Genomic DNA, 21,982 nt, shown 5'->3' with positions numbered 1-21,982 from the left:
CTGGGAACTGATTCATAAAATCAGCCGAACCGCCCTGGTACGAGATCCGTATGCCGGGTGGTGTGGGAGGGCTCCTCAGTGATGGGGAGTCCTATCCCGATTCGCTTGTATAATGTTCAAAGCTCTGTACGCTGCTCGGCCTTGCCAAGAATATTTTTCAAACCGTTCCAAACTACATCCATCAGTCAAAGAGCCCAAACCCCTTCGGAAGGCCCTATGAAAATGTTTCTCGAAGCCGATAAAGCTGCATACTTTGAACAAACTTGGTAAGGGTTTATGAAAAAGTATCAATAAGCCTATAGCCTTCCTTTATTGACCACGTATCAAGCAGCCTATTTTTCATAAAATCTGGTTCAAAGTCCTTTTTGTTTTTTCGATCTCGGCTTCATTCAGCCAATTCATGTCCATTTTTTTTAAGCGAACAAGTAGATCTGTGGTTTCTGTTTATCTTTCATTCTCATTTATCTAACGGGATAACATTCAAAAAGTATGAATATCCAACCCGCTACAATTTTATAGAATGTTAATGGAAGAATTCTTACCATTATCGGAGATGATTCGCAAAGGTTTTCAATATAATACAGAATGTTGCCCTATATGATGGCGATTGCCCGCACCACGGCATCCCTTGTTGTTAATCTAAGGATTTGATATATCTGCGCCGGAGAATGACGATGGCGGAGATAAAATGAATTGACGGACAGAACTAAAGAACAACCGGTTATTTCGGTCATGCCGGACCAAGCATTGGTGCTTGAATGGGAAATGGTAAAAGGCACGCCCCACCCGGACCAGGTACAGCGCCTGGAAGAAATTGCTCAAAGCGCTGAAAATCGAAAAGGCGACTGGCTGTACGACCTGGGGTTCAAACAATTTCCTATAGATTTTTCAGCCTCCCTGGACTATTTCCTGCGGTTTTCCCGCTGTTTTGTCCGGGAATTGTTAAAAACTGCAGAACTTGAAACCCTGAGGCAGGACGCTGTCATCGGCGTACCACCGGGGCTTGTCAGCGATTTTATTTCAGCCTGCCCCCTGATGGCCGGTTCCGAATATGTAACCGTCGGCATGCTGGAGGGGCTGTGGCAGGGGTTCAATGAGGCGTTTTCCCGTGACATTGAAAAATTCAAGGGCCGGGTCAGCGACTATTTCCGGGAAAAAAACCCAGATCTTCATCCGGCAGGCCGGGTGTTTTTCCATCTGGTGGAAAATAAAAATTCAAATCTGCCCTTTGCCTTTATGGCCACCTATTCGGCAGGCATGGGGGCCAATGGAAAACCCAAGCACCTGCCCCTGAAACATGCCATTGAAACCCATGACGATGATGAGCTTTTAACCCTTTTATCCACGGTGTACAAAGCGGCTGAGAAAAGCCGGATCGTGGCGGATCTCGTTGAATCCGGCGAGTTGTTCCATCCCCTGGCCTGGGATGGGGATGAGGCGTTTGCCTTTCTAAAAGAGATCCCGGATTATGAGGCTTGCGGTGTGCTCTGCCGGATCCCGGACTGGTGGAAACCAACCGCTTCCACCCCCCGGGTGACCATCTCCATGGGGGACAAAAAACCGTCCTTGGCCGGGCTGGATGCCATACTTGATTTCAAGGTCAGTGTAGGATTGGGCGATCTGGAATTGTCCAGGCAGGAGGTTGAAACCATCCTGGAACAGACCCAGGGCCTGGCGTTTATCAAAAACAAATGGGTGGCCGTAGACCCGGAAAAGCTGAGACAGGCCCTGAAAGCCTGCGACCGGATTGAGGATCTGGCCGCCCCGGGCATGACCCTGGGAACCGCCATGCGGGCCCGGTTGGCTCCGGAAAAAATGCTCAGCCACGGCGATGACGAACAGGTGGATGTCTGTGTATCCAACGGCACATGGCTGACATCCGTACTGGAAAAGATGACCCACCCGGAGCAGGTTGATCCGGTGGCACCGGGCAAAGGCTTCAAGGCAAAACTGCGGCCCTACCAGTCAAAGGGCGTAGACTGGCTGAATTTTTTGGTTTCCTACGGATTCGGGGCCTGTCTGGCAGATGATATGGGGTTGGGAAAAACCGTCCAGATCCTGGCATGGCTGAGCACTTTTCCTTCAAACCATAAACGCCCGGCAACGCTTCTGGTGGTGCCGGCCTCTTTGATTTCAAACTGGCAGTCGGAAATCAACCGGTTTCTGCCCAGTCTTAAAACCTGTGTGGCCCACCCCGGTTTTACATCATCGAATCCACAGCCCGACAAGGCTAAGAAAAACAAGGAATTCAAGCTGACCAAAACTCAGCTGAACCGCCTGGACCTGGTCATCACCAGCTACACCCTGGTGAAAAAATACGCCTGGCTTGCCAAGTATTCCTGGCATTGCCTGATCCTGGACGAGGCCCAGGCCATTAAGAACCCAGGCACCCAGCAGACCCGGGCCGTCAAAGCCCTGCCTGCGGCCCACAGAATCATCATGACCGGTACGCCTGTGGAAAACCGGCTGTCGGACTTGTGGTCCTTGTTTGATTTTTTAAATCCCGGGCTTTTAGGCAATAAAAAGGAATTTTCCGATTTTGCCAAAACCCTGAAAGATAATCCCAACGGATATGCCAGGCTGAGACAGATGATCTTTCCTTATATCCTGCGCCGCCTGAAAACCGATAAGACCGTGATCAAAGACCTGCCGGACAAGGTGGAGATGAAGGTATTTGCCGATTTAAGCCCCAAGCAGGTGGTGCTATACAAAAAAGCGGTCAAGGACCTGAAACGGGCCATTGAAACCTCCGAGGGCATCCAGCGAAAAGGCCTGGTGCTCTCCTTTCTTCTCCGGTTCAAACAATTGTGCAACCACCCGGACCAGATCACAGGCTCCGGGGATTTCAAGGCCACCCACAGCGGGAAATTCATGCGCCTGGGCAGTATCTGTGAAACCGTTTATGAAAAACGGGAACGGGTTCTCGTATTTACCCAGTTTAAAGAGATGACAGAGCCTTTACGGGCCTTTCTTGAAACCATTTTCCATCACCCGGGACTCGTGCTCCACGGATCTGTGCCTGTTGCAAAACGTAAAAAACTGATACAAACATTCCAGGACAATGCCTATTGCCCCTTTATGGTGCTGTCGTTAAAGGCCGGGGGCGTGGGCCTGAACCTGACCCGGGCCAACCATGTGGTCCATTTTGACAGATGGTGGAATCCGGCCGTGGAAAACCAGGCCACGGACAGAGCATTCCGTATCGGGCAGACAAAAAAAGTTTTGGTGCATAAATTTGTCACCCGGGGCACCATTGAGGAAAAGATTGATTTGATGATCAACGAGAAACAGGCCCTGGCCGACCAGGTAGTCACCCCGTCCGCCGAAGGCCTGATCACGGAAATGAATGATAAAGACCTGCTCGATCTGTTTCAACTCTCCTTGCCGGAATAAGGCGGCAGATAAAGATTTAAAGGCAAAAGGAATCCAACAATGTATTACGGGTACCCCAAATACGTAAGCGTGGCAGAAAAACGGGCAAAAGCTGAAAAAAAGCTTGCGGCCTTAAAAAAGAAAAACCCCGGGATTCAGCCCGTGGTCATTGAGGGCCAGGCCCTTGCAAAAACCTGGTGGGGCAAAGCCTGGAACAAAAACCTGGAACGGTACGCCGATTATGCCAACCGGATCGGCCGGGGCCGCAGCTATGTCCGGCACGGGGCGGTTCTGGACCTTCAGATCCAGCCCGGCAAAGTCTCCGGCCTGGTCATGGGAAGCACCAGCACTCCCTACCGGGTCACCGTCACCATTAAACCTATCCCCCCAAAACAATGGCAGCACATCAAAAATGAGTGCAAGGGAAAAATGGATAGCATCAAGCAACTGATGGCCGGAAAATTCCCCAAGGCACTTGGCGACCTGTTTACCCAGAAAGGCAAAGGCCTTTTCCCCTCTCCCAAAGAGATTGAACTGGATTGCTCCTGCCCGGACTGGGCAGTCATGTGCAAACATGTGGCCGCCGTACTGTATGGGATCGGTGCTCGCCTGGACCAGGACCCGGGTCTCTTCTTCGTATTAAGAAAAGCAAAGGTCAACGACCTGGTGGCCGAAACCGTCAAAGAGACCAAAAAAGACCTTCTGATCAGATCTGGCAAAAAATCCTCAAGAATCATTGATCAAGAAAGCCAAAATCTGTCGGATATGTTCGGCATAGATCTTGATATGGTTGACCAGGACGGATCGCCACCCTTGCCGCCGGCAAAGACCAAACCAGCCGGTAAAGCATCCGCCAAACCCGGAAAATCAAGGGTTGGGAAAGTAAAATCTGGTCGCCCAAAGGCTGCAAAGGCCAAAAACAAATCCTCCCGGCCCGCTGATACGGCACGGAAAACCGCTTCCGCAAAAATCAAAACTGCCGCCGACATTGAAACCCTGTTTAAGCGACGGACAAAAAGCCATACAACGGCTGCCGAAGTCATTGAGAAATCGGACATGGATCCGCAAAAGGTTAGAAATATCCTGTCCGGCCTTCTAAGAAAAGGTAAGCTGGAAAGGGTATCAAGGGGTGTTTATAAATGGGTCAGGCCGGAAGAAATTATCGGTAAAAGAAAGGAGTCCTGATTGAAACGAAGAAAAATGAATGATAGCTGTAACTCCCCTAACCGCTGGAGAATCGCAATCTTTGGAACCCTGCTGCAGGTTTGCCTGGGCACGGTTTACGCCTGGAGCTTCTTCCAAAAACCCCTGGTCAGCACCTATGGCTGGAGCAACAGCCAGGTTGCCTGGACCTTCAGTACGGCCATCTGCTGTCTGGGCCTGGCCGCTGCCTGGGGAGGCATGAAATTGTCAAAATCAGGGCCTCGAAAATTAGCCATAGCCGGCGGCACTCTTTTCGGAGCCGGATATCTGGTCGCCGCCCTGGCGCTAAGCATCCACAGCCTGGTTCTGCTCTATATCGGTTACGGTTTCATCGGCGGCGCAGGTCTCGGATTGGGGTACGTCACCCCGGTGGCCACGGCAGCCAAATGGTTTCCCGACAAAAAGGGGTTTGTTACCGGCATGGTTGTCATGGGCTTTGGTTTCGGTGCCCTGGTCATGTCCAAGGTCATTGCCCCCATTCTCATGACGGCCTTTAACAATAATCTGGCCCAGGTATTTTTCTGGATCGGAATTGTTATGCTCGTTCTGACACTGCCCGCCGCTTACAATCTGACCAATCCTCCGGAAGGCTTTTTGCCGGCGGGTTATACGCCACCGGCCAATGAAGCCCCGGGACAGGGAACAGACGGCAACGCCCCAACAGGGCGCCAGTGTATCTTGTCGGGCAAATTTTTCATGATGTGGATGATTCTGACCTGTAACGTTTCAGCGGGAATCATGTTCATCGGATTTCAGTCGCCCATGATGCAAAGCCTGCTTCGCGATTCCTATACAGCAAAATATGCTGATCCGGCTGCCTTAACTGCGGCCTTGGCTGCAGCAGGCGCAACCCTCATCGCCGTCAGTTCCATTTTCAATGGTGTCGGTCGTTTTTTCTGGGGCAGCCTTTCCGACAGGATCGGCCGCGCCCAGGCCTTTCGCCTTTTGGTGGGCAGCCAGATTGCCGTATTTATCGGGCTTATCTTCATCAAATCACCCTGGGTTTTCGGCGCTCTGGTCTGCTACGTACTCCTTTGCTACGGAGGAGGGTTTGGGGCTATGCCGGCTTTTGTTTTGGATGTTTTCGGACCGGTTCAAATGCCCGTAGTCTATGGCGCCATTCTCACCGCCTGGTCTGCCGGCGGCATCATTGGGCCACAACTGGCCGCCATCATCCGGGACCGTTTTCCAACGAACCAGGGTGTCTATACCTATGCCGGCGGCGCCATCCTTTTAGCGGCGGGATTCCTCTTTTCCCTGGCCCTGTCGGACAAGCCGTTTGCCACCAAGCCCCTGACACAGGACAAAACCGCCGGCGAATGAATCTCTATAGGCATGGATCACTCTCAAAACCCATCCCGGCCAAAATCTACATGACTTTTCGCCTTCCGTTCTAATCTTGGTTTAGACGAAAACAGTCGGCATCCCCTGTGATTTTGCCTGGGATTTTGTATATGCGACACCATCGACTTTCAGGCCCTTTGCATCCAGCAGGGTGATGGTCCCCCCTTTGTTTGACAATTGTGCACCGGCCCCGGAGAGCCTGGCGACAAAAGCCTCGCCCGGAAGCACGGACCCCGTAATCTGTTCGGCTTTATCATTCCGGTCAAGGATCGTCCATCCGTCCAGATTCAATTTTTGGTCGGATATATTGATAATGGTAACAAATTCATGACCCGTGTCATCAGATACCGGATTTACCATGGCGGCAACGATCCGTGCCAATTGATAGGGTGAATCCGGAGCGATGACAGGCCAGGGATTTACCGGGCCGGTATCCGGAATCGGCACTTCCGGAACAGCAGGCGCACCGGGAATGGCGGTGGAATCTTTTTCATCGGTGTGCCATACCTGGTTCTGAAATTTTAAAAACAATGCAGATGCCGTTCCACGGTGGGGAAAGTCGATGAACAGCGCCCCGTCATGATAGAGCCCATGGTTATCCCCGCTGCCGCCCTGATTCATATGAATCATGTGTACGCCGTTGCCCGGCAGGAAGTTGAAATAGGCATCTTTTTTATTGTTTTCCGGCCCCCATTTTTCACCAAAGGCGTATACAACGGCGTCAGTATCATTGATCGCCCGCCCCAGGAGGTTTTCGATATATTCAAACAGATCGTTGTCCGCGCCCGGTTTAAGGTGGGGGACAGGTTTCATGTCAGAGGCCCGGAACATATTGCTTCGGATGTAATCCAGTGCGGCCTCGTCATCAGCGCCGTCTTTCAAATCGTTCCATCCAAGGGGGAGCCTTCGGGCATGGTCAAGGGCGGGGTGGCTGAAATCATGTACTAACAGGTATTCAATCAGGCGTTGATAATCCGGACCGCGACTTGAGCGGACATTGATTGCGATCCTGTATTGAACATCTCCGACCTTCATGAGGACTTCAGAATGGGGGGAGTTGTCACTGTCACGCTTAAACTCAATGGCCGTACCCTTTAATACACCATAATTTTTCATGATGACTCTCCTAACTATTTAATGTTACTAAAAAAAACAATCGTCATATATGAACGATGGCTCAGGATATCAAGTCTTTCTATGATATGCTGTCAGAACATTCAATTTCGTTTCAGCCCAACGCCAGGCTGGTTGATACGTTCCAAATCCAATGACGGCGGTTCAAAGAGCTGCATAGGAACGAGTACTCACGTCAATGAATACCCGAATGTTACCCGCAGTACTCGAATTCCCTTTAACGATGCTTGACTATGGGCTTTTATTTGATCTTGTCATTGATCCATTTCACACCGGCTAACGTGTTAATCACCTCTAACTAAAGGCGCGCGAACACCTTTAAATTCTGCCGATAAAGGCTACGCACCTTTAATTTTCAATGTGAATTTAATTGTTGGGCAATTTTATTTCACTACAAACGCTAAGTCCTCGTATAGCTCGGGATTAACAGAGGCCCCGTCTAAAAGTATCCCTTTGGCCAATAGATCTCCCCGGTGCTTGCTTTTACCTTTAAAAATTTGAGAATAGTCACATTTATAGATATTTTTTTCCTCAACGACTTCATTGTCTTTTTTCCAAATTTTTCTAACTGCATTGAGAATTTCACCTTTTTGATAAACAATTATTCGTTCAGCCGGTTCATGCATATCTCCAATCCCATCGAATACTCGAGGAGATGGATCAAAAGTAAATGCTTTAATTCCATGGTGGACAGACACACTTAATGCCAATCCTCCACCAAGAGAATGTCCAGTAGCAACAACATTTTTATGACTATTTTCTAATAAGTATTTCTTTACAGCCTTTCTTGCTTGGCGATACTGAAAATTAAAAGGTGGGACAGAAAAATTTGCCCATAAATAATCATTTTTGCTGTCTGTCCCCCTAAAAGCAAAGACTGCTTTGTTTGTACCGATTTTTTCATAAATATTATATGCTAATCCAGATAGTTTATATTTCTTTGTAGGTTTTTCAGTCGGTTCACCATATAGATCTACTTGTTCCCACCCTATCTTTTTTAGGTCAAAACGTATACGCCCAGATTTATACTTATATGCATTAGCAGACATCATCGCGTATACAGCTATGCCCCCAGCTATCTCTGGGGTTATATTTTGAATATTGTCACTCATTGAAACCTCCTTTAAATATTTTTGATGAGCCCAACGTAGAGTAAACTGGCGCAACGTCGTTTGCTGCGTCCAAGCGACGAAGGAACGATGTTGAACGACTTATTGTGCATTGTTTATATTATTGTTTAATTCCAATTAGTTTTAAATAGAAGCATTGCTATTACACAGCCATCAATGATTAAATGGAAAATCATATTGATTTTAATTGATTTATTATCTAATGAATTTAACTGAATAAATTTTGATATTACCTCATTATCATTTTCCTTTTCAAAATCACTTAAACTTTTTCGGCTTTTAAAATTTGTTAACAAAGCATTAGCGTTTGAAATAGCAAACAAAGAGTATAAAACAAATAAGGCAATACCGGCAAAGGGTTCAATTGGGGTGTTTTGTGTACCTAAATAGGCTGTTACACCTAATGAAACGGTAATAAGATAGCCCCACATAGTAAGTGCTGAGTTCCTTAGCTGTATTATCAACTCAATTTTCTTGATCTGGTCCACAAATAAGGTACCTTATAATTTTATTAACAAACAAGTTGATCTATAGTTTCTGTTTATCTTTCATACTCACTTATCTGCCGGGATAACATTCAAAAAGTAAGAATATTCAACGCGCTATAATATCAATAGAAAATTCTTACCACTTTTCAGGATGATTCGTAAAGGTCTCCATTTAAGACGCTTCAATAATTCGCTATGAATATAGATACGGATCCACCACTAAAATGACACAAACTGAAAATTGTGATAAGTGACAGAAGATTCTAAAATAATTGAGTGGTGGAGCATAAGAAGATGCAACTTTATTTTATCACGAAACACTTCAAGGCCCGCAGGGTGGCCTATGACGAAAAACAGAATGTACTCTGGCTGGATCCAAACTTCAAAGAACGGTTTCTTAAAAGACACCAGGTTGGATTCAATCTGGATCTTTTACGGTCCATCAAAGAGTACCCTGCCCTTTCTCCGAAGGTGGCGGTCAGCACCACCCTTGTTTATTTCACGTTGCACTTAAAGGACTTTAAAATAGCCGTCGGCGTTGATGAAGAAGGGTTAGAGTTCTTGAATAAATTAAAAATCCCCGACCCCCCAAGCATTTCCGGCAATCCAATTGTTCAAAGACAATTGACATAACTTTGCAATCCGGGGATACAGCTTATCTATCCTTGGATTCAAGATATTCCAGGTGTGCCACAACGGCCCGGATTTCACCGTAGGAATAATCGTCACCCAGTTCGCTTTTCATCTGGCTCAGATTTTTGTCAGGCGATACGATAGCCGCGATGGCTGTCTGTTTTTCTTTGTCCGGCACCAACTGGTCCACAGTCAGTTCGCCTTTGGCAATGAAGGAACATAAGTGCCCCTGGATGGTGGTCGGGGCCAGCCCCCGTTCTTCGGCAATCTTGTCGACTGGCAGGCCGTCTCTAAACAGCATCAGGCTGATATCCCGGGTGTTGGCCTGGGGTGTGGATTTATCAATTCCTGGAGCTTTATCACTGCGGGTTCCCGCATCTTTCTTTAAGGCCTGTTCTACAGGACGCGGCTCAGGGGATTCATCGCCCGGGATCTTTTTTTCATTGCAATAGGTATCCACCATGGCCAGCAGTTCCTCGCCATAGCTTTCCACTGTGGCCGGGCCCACTCCTTTCAAGGCTTGCAGGCTTTTTTTCGACCGGGGCAGGCAGACGGCGATCTGGACCAGGACTTTCTGGTGGGCCACCTGGAATGCTTTTACATTTTGAGCGGCAGCGGTCCGGGTCCGCCATTCCTTCAAGACCTGGAACATTTCAGGGTGGGCAATATCCAGTTCGGTGTAATCTGTCGTGGATGAACCGGAACTCTTTTTAGACTGAGTTCCCGGTGCATCAGCCATGGCTTGGGACGACACAGCCCGAAGGTAAGTGGTCGTGGAAAACCCATCGGCACAGGACAAAATCCCGGCCTGTTTGACACGGACTTCCCGCTTTAAATTGTCCAGGGCATTTTGCACCTGCTTGGCCAGGGCTGCATTGTCGGTGTCCACGGCACCTCTTTCAAGCAGACGGCCAAACACCTGATCCAGGGTATTGCCGAACCAGGCACTTGCTTTTTGCACCCGCTCCTGAATAACGTCACTTGTCTCCGGCAACGGCTCATTTGCCATCAACTGTTTCAGTTGAATCTGAAATTTATCGCTCACCTGAAACACCTGGTCCCGGACACGGGATTCCATTTCCGCAGGCTCTCCAAGTCCGGGGATGCGCAGCACATTGCGGTTGTCCCTTGCCAGGCGCAAAAAATAAAAAAACAACCGCCTGAAACATGAACAGTCAAAGCATTTAAGTACCAGGGTCTGCTGGCAGGCGGCCCGGGCGGATCTGAAAATCCCGGCAAGGTCCTGATCCGGCGGAGCCGTCCGGTTCATAAACTCCACCACTACCGGATCGGTGCCCAGAACGCGGGACGGCACAGGGGCGGTGAGCACCAACCCGTCAAGGCCGGTACAGCGGCTCAAGGCCACATAAACCTGGCCGTGGGCAAAGGCGTCTTTGGCATCCACGACAGCCCGGTCAAAGGTTAAGCCCTGGCTTTTGTGTATGGTGACAGCCCAGGCAAGTTTTAACGGGAACTGTTTGAATGTCCCCACCACCTCCTGTTGGATGGTTTTATCTTCCTCGTTTACCTTGTATGTGACATTTTCCCAATCCACCGGTTTGACTTCCACAACGGGGCCTTCTTTAAGATCCGACTCACTTTCCCCGGCCGACCTTCCGGCACTGCCCCGGCAGGCCACGGTTACGGTTTCGCGTCCCACATGGGTGACCTGCCCGATGGTGCCGTTGAAATAATTTTTATCCGGGGAAGCGTCATTGCGCAAAAACATCACCTGGGCCCCGGGTTTAAGGGTCAACTGTTCTCCTGTGGGAAAAGCGTAAGAGGGGAAATCTCCGGACACTTCTGCAGTCAAGGTGTGCGCTTCCTCTCTAAGCCGGGCAAGTTTGAGATTATTAATGGATTCAGCCTTTCGATTGTGCGTGGTCAAGGTAATATACCCCTGGTCCGGGGGATCGGGCCTCACCTGCCGGTTAAGGATATCTGTACAGTGGCTGTCCATGCGGTTTTCGCGTACGGCATTGAGCAGGCGAATAAAATCAGGATCCGTTTGACGGTAAACGGTATCAAGTTCTATGGTCACCAACTCGGAACGGCTTAACGCCTGGCTTGAAAAAAAATAGGGAGACGCATAATAATTGGACAAAAGATCCCATTCATCGGGTTTGGTCACCGGCGGCAATTGAAACAGGTCGCCGATGAGCAGCAGTTGAACGCCGCCAAAGGGCCGCTCATCCCGGCGCAGCCGCCGCAATACGGCATCCAGGGCATCCAGCAGATCCGCCCGGACCATGGAAATTTCATCAATCACCAGCAGATCAAGGCCGTTGATAATCTGTTTTTTTATCTTTGAGAACCTGAAAAACCGCCGGTTGTCCTGGGGTCGATCACTTTGTCCGGGAAGATATGGCCCCAACGGAATCTGAAAAAAGGAGTGCAGGGTCACGCCCCCGGCATTTACGGCGGCAACACCCGTGGGTGCTGCTACAATAAACTGCTTAGGGCAAAAATCCTGTAAAGATTTCAGGAACGTAGTTTTACCGGTACCGGCCTTGCCCGTCAGATAAATATGGCACAGGGTTTCCCCGACAAAGGCCCGGGCAGCCTGGATCTTTTTGTTGCCTTCAAAGGAAGGTAATGTGGATTGCGCAGTGTCCATAATCCTGTCTTATAACAGAAAAATTCACATCCTGTCCACTGCACCAAAAATCATCATTGTGCAGGCAAAGCCCCACTTTCCACAGCATCAGTCCTTTTGGAAAGCCAGCCCCCGCCAAGGGCTTTATAAAGATTGACATAGGCGTTGAAATAGAGCTGCCGGTTTTGGGAATACTCAAGCTGGGCGGAAAACAGGGTGCGCTGGGAATCCAGTACTTCAAGGTAAGAACTGACCCCTTTGTCATACCGCTCAAAGGAAAGCTTATACGCGTTTTCGGCCGCAGCCACCTTGCGCTGGGACGCATCACTTTCCCTTTTGTAAGTATCCACTTCCACTAACGCATCCTCCACCTCTTTAAAAGCGGTGAGCACCACTTCCTGGTAGTTGAACAATGCCTGGCGGGTCTGTTCCTTAGCCACCTCTACCCTGAATTTGCTTTTATTGAAATCAAACAAGGGGCCTAGAAGGCTGCCGCTTAGATTCCATATCCCGCCATGATTGGTAATATCGGACATTTCGGACGAGGCAAGCCCCAGGACACCGGTCAGGCTGATGGCCGGAAACCGCTGGGCCACAGCCACACCGATTTTTTCGTTGGCGGCATGCACAAGAGCCAGGGCTTCTTTGATTTCAGGACGGCGCTCAAGAAGGGACGCAGGCATGCCCACAGGGATCATGGGGGGCAAGGGCTGCTTATCCAGGGTAATACCTGTCCGCACCGTCCCGGGCAGCCGGCCTGTGAGCAGTTTCAACCGGTGCTCGGTTTTGGCAATAAGGCGTTCATAGGAGGGAATGGCACCGGCCGCCACTTCCAGCTGAATCTGGGCCTGGTTCACATCGATTTCCGGGATGATCCCCTTGTCAAACCGTTTGGTAATAATATCCAGGCCGTCCTGGCGGGAGGTAAGGGTATCCCTGGACATCTCCAACCGCTGGCGATAGTCCAGAAGCTGGTAATAGGCAGACACCACATCTGCAATAAGCGTTGTGCGCACGGCCCATGCACCATAGGCCGATGCCAGAATCTGCGCCTGGGCCGCGGCAGTGGACCGCTTGAATTTTCCCCAAAAATCCAGTTCCCAGGACAGACTTGGGGCCACATAATAATTATGGTTGGTGAATGTGGACCGGGTTCCCGAATAGTTGCCCACGAAACCTCCGGCCCCAAGATCGACAGCCGGAAACTGATCCGCCCGGGTCATCCCGTGGGTGAATCTGGCCTCTTCAATCCGGCTTAATGCCGTTTTCAAATCCTGGTTGTTCTCAAGGGCTGTGGTCACAAGTTCATAAAGCACCGGATCTTTGAACAACTCCCACCACTTTAAATCCTGATCACTGCCGGAAGCCGCCGGGGCAAACCGGTAAGCCACCGGGACATCCACCACAGGAGATTTAAAATCAGGTCCTAACGTAAGACAGCCGGACAGGCCGAATCCTGACAAAAGGACCAGGGCGATAAACAATGCGGGAATGGATGACACTTTGTTCATAACCATAACGTTTACGCTTTCTTGTTACTCGATGATCAAGTTTTTGTTAATTTGCCCAACTTCGGCGTTGGAAACAATTTTTAATCCTCAAAATATGTTGTATATTCCTCCGGTTAAAAATTGTTTCCGCCTTGAATTTGAACAAATTCCCTAAAAACTTGATGATCGAGTATTAGCCAAATCTCGTTTTTTTTCATACCGGCACAACTTGCCGATAAACACGAACAACATGGGATAGAAAAATACCCCAAGCAAGGTAGCCAGGCACATGCCGCCAAGAAGCGCCACACCCATGACTTTACGGGACAAGGCGCCGGCGCCCGTAGCCACCACCAGCGGAAAAATTCCTAAAATAAAGGAAAACGCCGTCATGAGAATCGGGCGGAATCGTATTTTTGCCGACTCGATGGCCGCATCAAACAGGCTCATCCCCTCGTTGAATTTGATATTGGCAAACTCCACAATCAAAATGGCGTTTTTGGCCGCCATGCCGATGAGCAGCACAAGAGAAATCTGGGCAAATACGTTGTTTTCGTAAGTCAGATCAAAAAACCGCGCCAGGAACAAAAACCCCATGGCCCCGAACAGGGCAAAAGGCGTCCCCAAAAGAATGCTGAAGGGAAGAGACCAGCTTTCGTACTGGGCCGCCAGGATCAGGAATACAAAAATAAGTGAAAATACAAAGACTATGGCCCCTGTGCCGGACGCGGCCTTTTCCTGGTAGGACATGTCGCTCCAGGCGTAGGTCATATCATCGGGCAGTACTTCGCCAGCCACCTCTTCCAAGGCTGCCATGGCCTGAACCGAAGTGTACCCCTGGGCAGGGGTTCCGGATATTTCTGCGGCCCGCATGAGGTTGAACCGGTTGGTATAATCGGGACCGTACACCTCTTTGACCTTGATAAACGCAGACAAAGGAACGCTTTTTCCCGCCTTGTTTTTCACAAAGAACTGGCCCAGCTTTTTGGCGTTGAGCCGGTATTCGGGTTCGGCCTGGATATAGGCCCGGTAAAGACGTCCAAACCGGTTGAAGTCGTTGACATAGGAGCCGCCCAAAAACGTACCGATGGCGGTATAGATATCATTGAGATTGATGCCAGCTTTCAATGCCTTGTCCCGGTCCACCTCAATCAGCTTCTGGGGCACGTTGGGACTGAAGGTGGTACGAATGGAGCCGATTTCCGGGCGTTTTTTGGCTGCCGCGATAAACTGGCCGGCCTGGTGTCCCAGATAAGCCGGAGTATTTCCCACGCGATCCTGGAGCATAAAAGTAAATCCGGAGCCTGTACCCAGACCGGGGATGGCCGGCGGGGCAAAGGCAAACACCTGGGCCTGGTTAACACCGAAATAAAACTCTTTGTTCAATTCGTTGACCAGCTCATCGGCTGTTTTATCCCGCACATCCCAATCCTTAAGCGAAACGAACAAAAACCCGTAATTGGGGCCCATGGAGGATGAGAGCATGGAAAAACCCGTGGCATTGGTCACATGTTCCACTTCCGGGTGTTTGGCAATGATCTTTTCCACCTGCCGGGTCACCGCGTCCGAACGCTGGAGGGATGCAGCATCGGGCAATTGCACATTGACCATGAAATAGCCCATGTCCTCGGTGGGAATAAATCCGCCGGGCAGAAGCTTACCCACAACACCGGTACCGCAGCACACTGCAATGATAAAAATCACACCGAGCAACGCTTTGCGGACCACCATGCGGGTAATTTTGGTATACACATTGGTGGACGCGTCAAAGGCGTTATTAAACATTGAAAAAAACAGGCCCAGAGGCCCCCGGTAGGGTTTGGGAGCCTTGAGCAGCAAACCGCAAAGGGCAGGACTTAAAGACAACGCATTGATGGAGGAAAAAAGAACCGAGACCACAATAGTCAGGGCAAACTGCTGGTAAAGCCGTCCGGTAATACCGCCCATGGCGGCTACGGGCAAAAACACCGCCACAAGGACCAGGGTGGTGGCGATAATCGGCGCGGTCACCTCGCGCATGGCCTCAATCGTGGCAGATTTAGGTTCCATGCCCTTGGCAATATTGACCTGGACCGCCTCCACTACCACAATGGCATCATCCACCACAATACCAATGGCCAGGACCAGCCCCAGAAGCGATAGGTTATTCACCGTGAATCCCAAAAGCGGGAACGCCACAAACGCTCCCAGCAGGGAGACCGGAATAGCAATGGTAGGGATCAGGGTGGCCCGCCAGTCCTGGATAAAAATAAAAACTACGAAAACGACCAAAGCCAGGGCAATCAACAGCGTCTCAATGATTTCGTCAATGCCTTTGGTGATGGGAAGTGTGGCATCCAGAGATACGTCATAGCGCATGCCCTTGGGAAAAGATTTGGACAGTTGGGCCATCACCGACCGGATCTCATCGGCCAGGTTCACGGCATTGGACCCCGGCGCCTGGTACAGGGCAATAATGGAACAAGGTTTGCCGTCCATGCGGGCGAACACATTATAGGACTCCACACCCAGTTCCACCCGGGCCACGTCCCTGATTTTGACCTGGGCGCCGGTATCTGTGGTGCGGATGACGATATCGCCAAAGGCCTCCTTGGAAGCCAGCCGGTCGGGTAGCCGCACGGTAAAGGTAAATTCCGTCCCGGCAGGTGCGGGTTCCGCCCCGAACTTTCCGCCCGGAACAATGACGTTCTGGGCCTTTATGGCATTGGTGATTTCAGATACGGTCATGTCCAGCTGGGCCAGACGGTCCGGCTTGATCCAGATGCGCATGGAGTAATCGGAGCCCCCCAGGACATCCACCCGGCCAATACCCTTCAACCGTGCCAGGGAATCTTTAATATTGATCAGGGCATAGTTGTTCAAAAACGTCTGGTCGTATTTGTTGGAGGGGTCGGTGAGTGCCACCAGCATCAGGATATTGGGCAGCGATTTCTCCGTGGATACCCCCAACCGCTTTACCTCCTCAGGCAGTTTGGCTGTGGCGGCCGACACCCGGTTCTGCACAAATACGGTGTTCATATCCGGATCCGTGCCGATTTCAAAGGAGACATTAATGGTCATGGTGCCGTCATTGGCATTCACCGACTTCATGTAGAGCATGTTGTCCACGCCGTTGATCTGCTGCTCCAGGGGTGTGGCCACGGAGGCTTCCACATTGGTTGCGTTGGCACCGGTGTAACTGGCCCGCACCTGCACAATGGGCGGAGTAATATTGGGATACTGCTCCATGGGCAGCTGCAAGACGGACAAAACCCCCAGAATTACCGTCACAATCGCAATAACCATGGCGACAATGGGCCGCCGGACAAAAAAAGAACCCATTATCTCTCTTCCTGTACTATACGTTCCACCTTCACCGGTTTGGCCGTCACCTTGGTCCCGTCGGCAACTTTCTGTAAGCCTTCGTACACAATTGACTCACCCCCTGAAAGGCCTTTTGCAATCAGAATAAAATTGTCAACATCCGGTCCCAGTGTAACATCCTGCTCCTTGACGGTGCCGTCTTCACCCACCACGAACACCTTTTTAAGACCCTGCAGATCTGTGATGCAGCGCTGGGGAACAAGAACGCCGTCCTTGACACTGTCGATCATAGCCTTAATCTTGCCGAATTGGCCGGGGCGTAGCAGGCCGTTAGGGTTGGGGAAGGAGACCTGTACCAGAATAGCACCGGTGGTGGGATCAATCTGCCGGTCCAGGAAATTAGGCGTTCCCTTGTGAGGGTAAACAGATCCGTCAGCCAGAATCAATTGGATATCGGTATTGGAGGCTTTTTCCCTTTCCAACACCTCCTGGCCGGCCGCCATGATATGACGAGCCAACCCAAGATATTGGTATTCTGTCAGAAAAAATTCGGCTAAAACGGAATTGGTGTTGGAAACGGTATTCAAAATAACCGGGTTGGGATCACGGCCCACAAAATCCCCGACCTTGGCCTTTGTTTTTCCAATGATGCCGTCAATGGGAGAATAGACCTGGGTATATCCCATCTGGATCCGGGCTGCTCGGACATTGGCCTGGGCTGCCGTCACACCGGCTTTTGCCGCATCATAGGCCGCCACAGCCCCGTCGAGATCACTTTGAGAGACAGCATTCATCTTTGCCAGGGGCCGGTACCGGTCCAGATCCCGTTTGGCCTTGACCATCTTTGTCCGGGCCTCTGCAAGAAGCCCTTCCATTGAAGCGACCTGGGCCTCAAAGGGCTGGCTTTCAATGGTGTAAAGCAGGTCGCCCGCCTTAACAGGCGAGCCCTCCTTGAAATGAACGCCTTTTAAAAAACCTTCCACCCGGGCTCTTATGGCAATATCCTTGGCACCATAAATCTGGCCCACAAACGTGTGATAAATGGGGACATCCTGGGCAACTGTTTTATACACGCTTACACTTACAGGTGGAAGGCCCTTGGCTGTTTTCTGTCCGGCTTCTTTACAGGCCGGTGTCCAAACCATCAACAGGAATACCAGCAGCACAACGCTAAATTTAGTTTTCATTTTTCACATAAATCCATGCGTTCGTGTTCACCCATAAATCAGACTTTTCATCCAGAAAAAAAATCGAAGACAAAAATTATTTACGAATGGACACAAGTTGATACAAAATATTAGATTGTGATATCTTTGCTCGGCTTTGCCATGAACACGATTAAGCAAAAGATATTCCTACCATCTCTATTTTTACTATACTATTACACCTGGACTTTAAACCATTTTTCCAAAAAGATAGCAAAGAAGCAAGAAAAACAACCCAAGGACTGTTACATTTTTTTCAGCAACTGACCGGCTGCAGTTAGAAGCGGGTCCCATACCGGCCCGAAGGGCGGCGCATAGGCCAAATCGGTCTGGAAAAATTCAGCGACTGTCATGGATGTCTGCAAAGCAACAGCGGCCGCATTGATTCTGTGGGCAACGCCCTCGGTCCCCGTCATCTGAACACCCAGCAGGCGGCTACTGGTTTTATCCCCCACCATGTTCACTAAAATCGGCGTGGATCCGGGATGGCCATGGGCCCGGGACCGGGCTTTAATCATATTTTCCACCGGGTAAAAACCTGCTGCGTTTGCCTCCCGGGCGGTCAGCCCGGTCCTGGCGACCTGCAGATCAAACACCTTGAACACTGAAGTGCCGGCCACGCCTTTCAGTTCGGTGTCCACCCCGCAGATATTATCCGCCACGGCCCAGCCTGCCCGATTGGCACGAAGGGCAAGGGGAATCCAGCATTTTTCGCCGGTAACCACATGATAGGCATCGGCACAGTCTCCTGCGGCATAGATATCAGGGTCACTGGTTTTAAGCCTGCGATCCACGGCAATGGCCCCGCCGACGCCAAGTTCAAGCCCGGCGTCCTTGGCCAGTTCACTGCAGGGCACAACACCTGCAGCCACAATCACCATATCCGCATCCAGGGTCAAATCATTTAAGACCACCTTTGCCCCGGTTTCAACCGGTTCAATACGTTCCACAGACTTTCCCGCATACAGGGCAACTTTTTTTTGCTCTATCTCATCTTGGACCATCCGGGAGAGGTCTGCCTGCATCCAGGGCAAAAAAATTCTTCCCGGTTTGACCATGGAAACCGAAACCCCTCTTTTTTCAAATGCCTCACACATCTCAAGGGCAATGTACCCCATACCGATGATGACGGCTTTTTTTACTTTTCTTTCTGATATAATGGACTTGATCCGCCGTCCATGGGCCAGATTTTTCAAAGGCAAAACGCAGTCAAGATCAATCCCGGCAATTTCCGGCATCACAGGCTGGGCTCCCGTGGCAATAAGCAGCTTGTCATAGGCGAATTCAAAGGCGTGTCCGGAAATGGTGGTGCCGAAAACCTTTTTCTCTTCAGGGCTTATCTTTTCCGCCCTGTGGCCCGTGAGGAGATTGATTTGATTTTTCTGCCTGAATACCTCTGCGGTCCTGACCACAAGCACATCCATATCCCGGTCCGGATCAGCAATATTGTAGGGCATGCCGCAGGCGGAGTAAGAGACATCTTCGGTCATCTCCAGCACCGTCACCGTCGCGTTTTTGTTCATCCGTTTCAACTTGCTTGCCGCACTCATGCCGGCGGCATCACCGCCGATAACCAGAAAGTTCATGACCTGTTCCTTTTTCAGTCTTTAAATTCTTATCGCCGAGCAGCCCTATCCGCCATTATTGTACGGATCTGTTTTCTGCGGCCTGGGGCAGATAGATATCAAAGCAGCTCCACTCTCCTTCAGTACTGTCCACAAAGATATAGCCCTTGAGCCGGGCCACAATACCCTTGATAATGGGAAGGCCCATTCCCGTACCCCGCCCCTTTATCTTTGTTGTAAAGTATGGTTCAAATATATTGTCCATGACGGCACGGCTCATCCCGTGTCCCGTATCCTTCACCTGCAAATGGACATAGGAGCCGGGCAGCATCCGGCGCGTCTCTTTAAGGAAGCTTTCTTTAACCAGCATTTCATCCAGACAGACGGTAAGCGTACCGCCTTTACCCGCCATGGCATGATAGGCATTGGTGCAAAGATTCATGACAAGTTGATGAATCTGGGTGGGATCTGCCATAATAGGCGCAAAATCCGATGTGATCAACGTTTCGATTTTTATGTTTACGGGGACAGAGGCCCGCAGCAACTTTAAACTCTCCTTGATAATGGGGCCGGGATGGCAGCGGATATACTCTTTTTCCCCCTGGCGGCTGAATGCCAGAATCTGGGCCACCAGGTCCTGGGCCCGTCCGGATGCGTTTTTCACCCGGTAAAGATATTTGAACATCTTTTCATCTTTCGGGCACATTGCCAGGCACAGATCCGTATATCCAATGATGGGGGACAAAATATTATTGAAATCATGGGCAATACCACCGGCCAGAACACCAAGGGCCTCCATTTTCTGAAGCTGCACGATTTGACGTTTGAACTCACCCTGCTGCGCTTCACACTTCTGCCTTCTGTAGACACAGCCGATCTGCTGAGCCACTGCCATGACCAGGTGGGTGTCATTGTTGTCCAGTCTTCTGAGGGTAACCGTATTTCCGGCAATCATAATGCCGATGGGTGCACCGTCCACTTCGATGGGGCTGATGATAAAAGAACGGGGTTTGATACGGTCGACCAGCTCCTGACTCTGGGGAAATTTGCGTTTAAGCCAGGCCATATCGTTCACAAGCATGGTTTTGTTATCCATGAAAGACTCGTAAAATACCCCTTCGGATGACTCCCCAAGGCTGATGCGATATTCGTTAATATAAAGTTTTTCGACCTCGGTGAACCCATACCCGCCGCGATAGGACAAAAAAGTTTTCTCATCATCGGCAATCATGATCATTACACGGTCATACCGAAGCTTTTTCCCCACGATATTTGCGGCCCGGTTAAAAATACATGCATCAGGATCTTCAATCCCCAGGACCTGTCCGATTTCGACAATGGCCTTTGAATTTTTGACATTGAGCTCAACCTGATTGATCATCTCTTCCCTGGCCTTATGAAACCCAATTAAAGATTTTACAAGCGCCTTTGATTTCATCCATTGGGCGGCCCACCCCAGGCCCAAACACAATACGGCCGGACAAATCAGCCACAAGCTTTTGTACCCAACAGCCCAAGGCGTTATCCGGAACATAATGGGCATTGCGATGGCAGCAACTCCGGAAAGCCCACAAAGCATGGCAAGTATGGGAAACGCAGAATTCTTCCAGGAAAGCTCATATCGGCAGACCTTGCCCCCTTTGAACATACATTCCGAATGACGCACGGTTAGTTCATTATGCAGGAAAACATCTGCAAGTCCCTGGAAATATCCCTGTCGGATCTCGCACTGGAAGGGTTCTTCTTTTATCTCTTCATTGGGAGTGATCACAACCTCGATTGTATTTTTTTTAATATAATTGATATGATAACAAACAGACCGGGTCAGATTCCCGGCATATTTTGCCATCATTTTACAGGCCCGCCTGACACCGGCAAAGGGTAGCACCCGGCGGCGAAGCATCCCCAGGCATCCGGGTGTCACCGCGTACCGGCCAGCCTCCCGGGCAATTTTCATATTGTCGGTACGTATGCGCAAATGCTCATGGAAGCGGTTGATCTGTGCCTGGCTGAGCCCTTGGGGATTATCATTGTTTTTACTGTAGTTCCCGATCCCGGCCTCGCCCATGAGGTCCTCAATGTCAATTTCAGGGTATTTTTCCTGAATCAGGATTACATAGGCATCCAGCACCTTATTGCTATACGGTTTTTCTTCTTTTGCAGTTTCCATTTTCAATTTTTCCATGGGTCGGAATCTTGCCTCAGATTTTTATATATCGTTACAAATCTGCGCTTGAGATTCAATCGAATCGTTATAGACTAAAACGATACTTCTTTCTCCAAAAAAATTATTATTTTAGGATTAAATCCATACCCCGGCACAGTCTGCTCCAAAATCGCGGGACACACGAAATCGACGACAGTGCTTTATATTTTTTATCCTGATATGCCCAATCAGGGAATGATTTTTTTGAACTTTTTGACAAAGATTTTGTGATATATTATATCAATATACTTTTTATAAACAGCCATGGGCTGACTTAGTCTATCAGCACCCAGGCTTCAGCCCACAACGAATG

13 protein-coding genes are annotated in these 21,982 nt (G+C 50.0%); 4 read left to right on the top strand and 9 right to left on the bottom strand.

The window, feature by feature from the left end; genetic code table 11:
- Nucleotides 1–693 precede the first annotated feature (693 nt).
- The 3 genes from B147_RS0114395 to B147_RS0114385 are packed head-to-tail and all read left to right on the top strand — an operon-like array spanning nucleotide 694 to nucleotide 5,898.
- On the top strand, nucleotides 694–3,393 hold the full coding sequence (locus B147_RS0114395) for a DEAD/DEAH box helicase (RefSeq protein WP_020587899.1): 2,700 nt from the start codon (nucleotides 694–696) through the stop codon (nucleotides 3,391–3,393).
- A 39-nt stretch (nucleotides 3,394–3,432) separates the two neighbouring features.
- On the top strand, nucleotides 3,433–4,557 hold the full coding sequence (locus tag B147_RS30335) for an SWIM zinc finger family protein (protein ID WP_020587898.1): 1,125 nt from the start codon (nucleotides 3,433–3,435) through the stop codon (nucleotides 4,555–4,557).
- Nucleotides 4,558–5,898 (top strand): L-lactate MFS transporter, encoded by a 1,341-nt coding sequence (locus B147_RS0114385; protein WP_020587897.1) that lies wholly within the window; start codon nucleotides 4,558–4,560, stop codon nucleotides 5,896–5,898.
- An 81-nt stretch (nucleotides 5,899–5,979) separates the two neighbouring features.
- On the opposite strand, the gene B147_RS0114380 is transcribed toward B147_RS0114385, so the two are convergent.
- The 3 genes from B147_RS0114380 to B147_RS0114370 form a co-directional block, all read right to left on the bottom strand.
- Nucleotides 5,980–7,035: a DUF2278 family protein gene (locus B147_RS0114380; RefSeq protein ID WP_020587896.1), complete on the bottom strand. Its 1,056-nt coding sequence runs from the start codon at nucleotides 7,033–7,035 to the stop codon at nucleotides 5,980–5,982.
- Between the two features lie 401 nt (nucleotides 7,036–7,436).
- Nucleotides 7,437–8,165 carry a Tle-like phospholipase domain-containing protein gene (locus B147_RS0114375; protein ID WP_020587895.1) on the bottom strand — a complete coding sequence of 243 codons (729 nt, stop codon included), beginning with the start codon at nucleotides 8,163–8,165 and terminating at the stop codon, nucleotides 7,437–7,439.
- Nucleotides 8,166–8,290: 125 nt separating this feature from the next.
- Nucleotides 8,291–8,671 carry a hypothetical protein gene (locus tag B147_RS0114370; protein WP_157237890.1) on the bottom strand — a complete coding sequence of 127 codons (381 nt, stop codon included), beginning with the start codon at nucleotides 8,669–8,671 and terminating at the stop codon, nucleotides 8,291–8,293.
- 294 nt (nucleotides 8,672–8,965) lie between these two features.
- On the opposite strand from B147_RS0114370, the gene B147_RS0114365 reads away from it, so the two are divergent.
- On the top strand, nucleotides 8,966–9,304 hold the full coding sequence (locus B147_RS0114365) for a hypothetical protein (protein ID WP_020587893.1): 339 nt from the start codon (nucleotides 8,966–8,968) through the stop codon (nucleotides 9,302–9,304).
- A 22-nt stretch (nucleotides 9,305–9,326) separates the two neighbouring features.
- On the opposite strand, the gene B147_RS0114360 is transcribed toward B147_RS0114365, so the two are convergent.
- The 6 genes from B147_RS0114360 to B147_RS0114335 all read right to left on the bottom strand — a co-directional run bounded on the left by B147_RS0114360 (nucleotide 9,327) and on the right by B147_RS0114335 (nucleotide 21,633).
- Entirely contained in the window at nucleotides 9,327–11,921 is a 2,595-nt protein-coding gene (locus tag B147_RS0114360; RefSeq protein ID WP_020587892.1) for a helix-turn-helix domain-containing protein, read from the bottom strand.
- Between the two features lie 53 nt (nucleotides 11,922–11,974).
- Nucleotides 11,975–13,411 (bottom strand): efflux transporter outer membrane subunit, encoded by a 1,437-nt coding sequence (locus tag B147_RS28455; RefSeq protein WP_157237889.1) that lies wholly within the window; start codon nucleotides 13,409–13,411, stop codon nucleotides 11,975–11,977.
- 150 nt (nucleotides 13,412–13,561) lie between these two features.
- Nucleotides 13,562–16,711, bottom strand: coding sequence for an efflux RND transporter permease subunit (locus B147_RS0114350; protein WP_020587890.1), 3,150 nt, complete (start codon nucleotides 16,709–16,711; stop codon nucleotides 13,562–13,564).
- Nucleotides 16,711–17,880 carry an efflux RND transporter periplasmic adaptor subunit gene (locus B147_RS28450; RefSeq protein ID WP_020587889.1) on the bottom strand — a complete coding sequence of 390 codons (1,170 nt, stop codon included), beginning with the start codon at nucleotides 17,878–17,880 and terminating at the stop codon, nucleotides 16,711–16,713. Before B147_RS28450 ends, B147_RS0114350 begins: the two co-directional genes overlap by 1 nt.
- A 263-nt stretch (nucleotides 17,881–18,143) precedes the next feature.
- A complete protein-coding gene (locus B147_RS0114340; protein WP_020587888.1) occupies nucleotides 18,144–19,484 on the bottom strand; it encodes an FAD-dependent oxidoreductase in 1,341 nt (446 codons plus the stop codon).
- Between the two features lie 55 nt (nucleotides 19,485–19,539).
- Nucleotides 19,540–21,633 (bottom strand): ATP-binding protein, encoded by a 2,094-nt coding sequence (locus tag B147_RS0114335; RefSeq protein WP_157237888.1) that lies wholly within the window; start codon nucleotides 21,631–21,633, stop codon nucleotides 19,540–19,542.
- Nucleotides 21,634–21,982: the final 349 nt, after the last annotated feature.

This window comes from Desulfobacter curvatus DSM 3379, from assembly GCF_000373985.1.
Taxonomy (GTDB): Bacteria; Desulfobacterota; Desulfobacteria; order Desulfobacterales; family Desulfobacteraceae; genus Desulfobacter; species Desulfobacter curvatus.
The sequence above is the reverse complement of the archived record's forward strand: the minus strand, read 5'-3'. Positions and strand labels throughout refer to the sequence as shown.